Below are 2,583 nucleotides of genomic sequence, written 5' to 3'. Positions count from 1 at the left end.
GTCGCACTCATGAGCTGCACATGGCCGTCGCTGGTCGCCGCCGTGTTCACGCCCAGGCGGAAGAACTTGTGCTGGGCGTCCTGGGCCACGATGCCGGAGTTGCCGACGCCGTAGAACTCGATGCGTCGGTTGTGGCGGGCCGAATCGGTCAGCGCGTCGATGGCGCGCTCGAAGGCATGGCTGGCTGCATCGTTGCGGTAATGCAGCAGGGCGGCAACGGCGTTGTCGACCACCTTGACGATGATGTCGCCCGTCTTGTCGTCCTCGTCCACGGCACGGTGCACGAAGGGCACACCTTCGTTGACGCTGCCGGCCAGCTTCAGCTTGAAGTCGGCCAGGCCGTCATAGCCGACGCTGCGGCAAAAGCGCACCACCGTCGGCTTGGACACATGCGACCGGTCGGCCAACTCGCTGACCGGCAGGCTGGCGAAGCTGCGGGCATCAAGCAGCAACAGCTTGGCAACCCGTTGCTCGGCCGGCGGCAGGGCCGGCAGGGCCGCCTTCACGCGCTCAAGAATGCTCATTGTTCTTCCGCCCAACTGAAACCATCACGCGCGACCAGTGCGCTTGCGGCGGCCGGGCCCCAGGAGCCTGCCGAATAGGGGCGCGGCCCGCTCGCGTCGGCCTCCCACGCGTCAAGGATGGGCTCGACCCAGCGCCAAGCCTGCTCTTGCTCATCGCTGCGCACGAAGAGGTTGAGGCGGCCGGCGATCGCATCCAGCAGCAGGCGCTCGTAGGCGCCGACGCGCTGCGTCGCAAAGGCCTTGTCGAAGTCCAGGTCCAGCGACACCGGCGTCAACTGTTCGCCGTGRCCGGCGCCCTTCTGGGCCAGCAGTTGCAACTCCAGGCCGTCCTCGGGCTGCAGCTTGATGACCAGGCGGTTGGGCTGGCTTGCGCCGGGGAAGATCTTGTGCGGTACGGGGCGGAAGTTGACGACGATCTGTGCGTCGCGTTCGGCCAGGCGCTTGCCGGTGCGCAGGTAGAAGGGGACGCCGGCCCAGCGCCAGTTGTTGACCTCGGTGCGCAGCGCGACGAAGGTTTCGCAGGCACTGTCGGGCGGCACCTTGACCTCTTCCAGATAGCCGGGCACGGCCTTGCCTTCGATGCTGCCGGCGCGGTACTGGCCGCGCACGACGTCGCGGGCGACGCTATCGGGCGTGAAGGGCTTCAGCGAACGCAGCACCTTGAGCTTCTCGTCGCGGATGGCGTCGGCGTCGTTGCGCGCCGGCGGCTCCATCGCGATCATGGTCAGCAGTTGCAGCGCATGGTTCTGGATCATGTCGCGCAGCGCGCCGGTGCCGTCGTAGAAGGCGCCGCGTGTGCCCACACCCAGGCGCTCGGCCAGCGTGATCTGGATGTTGGCGATGCTCTCGCGGCGCCACAGCGGCTCGAACAGCGCGTTGCCGAAGCGCAGCGCCATCAGGTTCTGCACCGAGGGCTTGCCGAGGTAGTGGTCGATGCGGAAGGCCTGCGCTTCGGCGAAGACGCTGCGCACCGCGCGGTTGATCTCCTGGGCGCTGGCCAGGTCATGGCCCAGCGGCTTCTCCAGCACCACGCGCACCTTGTCGTGGTTCAGGCCCACGGCGCCGAGTTGCTGGCAGATGCCGGTGAACAGGTGCGGGCTGGTGGCGAGATAAAGGACGACGGTGTCGGCGTTGCGCGCGTCCAGCCATTCCTTGAGCCCGGCGTAGTGATCGGGCTGTGACAAGTCCATGCGGCGGTAATGGATCAGCGCCGCGAAGCGCTCGAACTCCTCGTCGTTGGGACGCTTGGCGCCATCCACTTCGCGGAAGCGCTCCTTCAGCCATTCGCGATAGCGCTCGTCCGTCTGGTCGTCACGCGCGACGGCGAGAATACGGCCGCCTTCGGGCAGCTTGCCGTGCCGGAAGGCCTGGAACAGCGCGGGCATCAGCTTGCGCCATGTCAGGTCGCCGGTACCGCCAAAGAACACGAGATCGAAAGACATCTGCGGGGTCTCCAGGCCAGCGTCTCCCATGGAGCGCTAACCGTTGTGTAACTAAGTTTCGTGAAATACTATGCAGCAGTTTCTTCGTCGGGTCAATCCGTTCGACCCGGATACAGGCAGCCCATGAACCAGCTCGACCAGCTCAAAACCCTCACCACCGTCGTTGCCGATACGGGCAACTTCCTGCAGCTCGCGCAGTTTGCACCGCGAGATGCAACGACCAACCCTTCACTGATCCTGAAGGCGGTGCAGTCGCCCGACTACGCGCCGTTGCTGAAGGAAGCAGTTGAGGCGCATCGCGGCAAGCCCTTGGACGAGATCGTCGACCAGGTGCTGGTGCGCTTCGGTCTCGAGATCCTCAAGGTCGTGCCAGGCCGTGTGTCCACCGAGGTCGATGCGCGCCTGTCCTTCGACAAGGCCGCGTCGCTCGCCCGCGCCCGCCGCATCATCGGCCTGTACGAAGCCGCCGGCATCTCGCGCGAGCGCGTGCTGATCAAGCTGGCCTCGACCTGGGAAGGCATCCAGGCCGCTGCCGAACTGGAGCGCGAAGGCATCCGCTGCAATCTGACGCTGCTGTTCGCCTTCGCCCAGGCCGTGGCCTGCGGTGAAGCCAAGGT

2 protein-coding genes and 1 pseudogene are annotated in these 2,583 nt (G+C 66.2%); 1 reads left to right on the top strand and 2 read right to left on the bottom strand.

The window, feature by feature from the left end; genetic code table 11:
- Together ACXJKR_RS29460 and zwf are read right to left on the bottom strand one after the other, a co-directional pair.
- Positions 1 to 518 (bottom strand): annotated as a pseudogene (locus ACXJKR_RS29460) (transcriptional regulator); the annotation flags it as partial.
- A 2-nt stretch (positions 519 to 520) separates the two neighbouring features.
- The gene (zwf, locus tag ACXJKR_RS29455; RefSeq protein ID WP_457325867.1) at positions 521 to 1,966 is read right to left on the bottom strand and encodes a glucose-6-phosphate dehydrogenase; all 1,446 of its coding nucleotides are present in this window, start codon (positions 1,964 to 1,966) and stop codon (positions 521 to 523) included.
- Positions 1,967 to 2,089: 123 nt separating this feature from the next.
- On the opposite strand from zwf, the gene ACXJKR_RS29450 reads away from it, so the two are divergent.
- A partial coding sequence (locus ACXJKR_RS29450) for a transaldolase family protein (protein ID WP_457325866.1) occupies positions 2,090 to 2,583 on the top strand: 494 nt, incomplete at its 3' end.

It is taken from the genome of Roseateles sp. P5_E11 (genome assembly GCF_054049355.1).
Note: the sequence above shows the minus strand (reverse complement) of the source record. Positions and strands in the feature narration are given on the sequence as shown.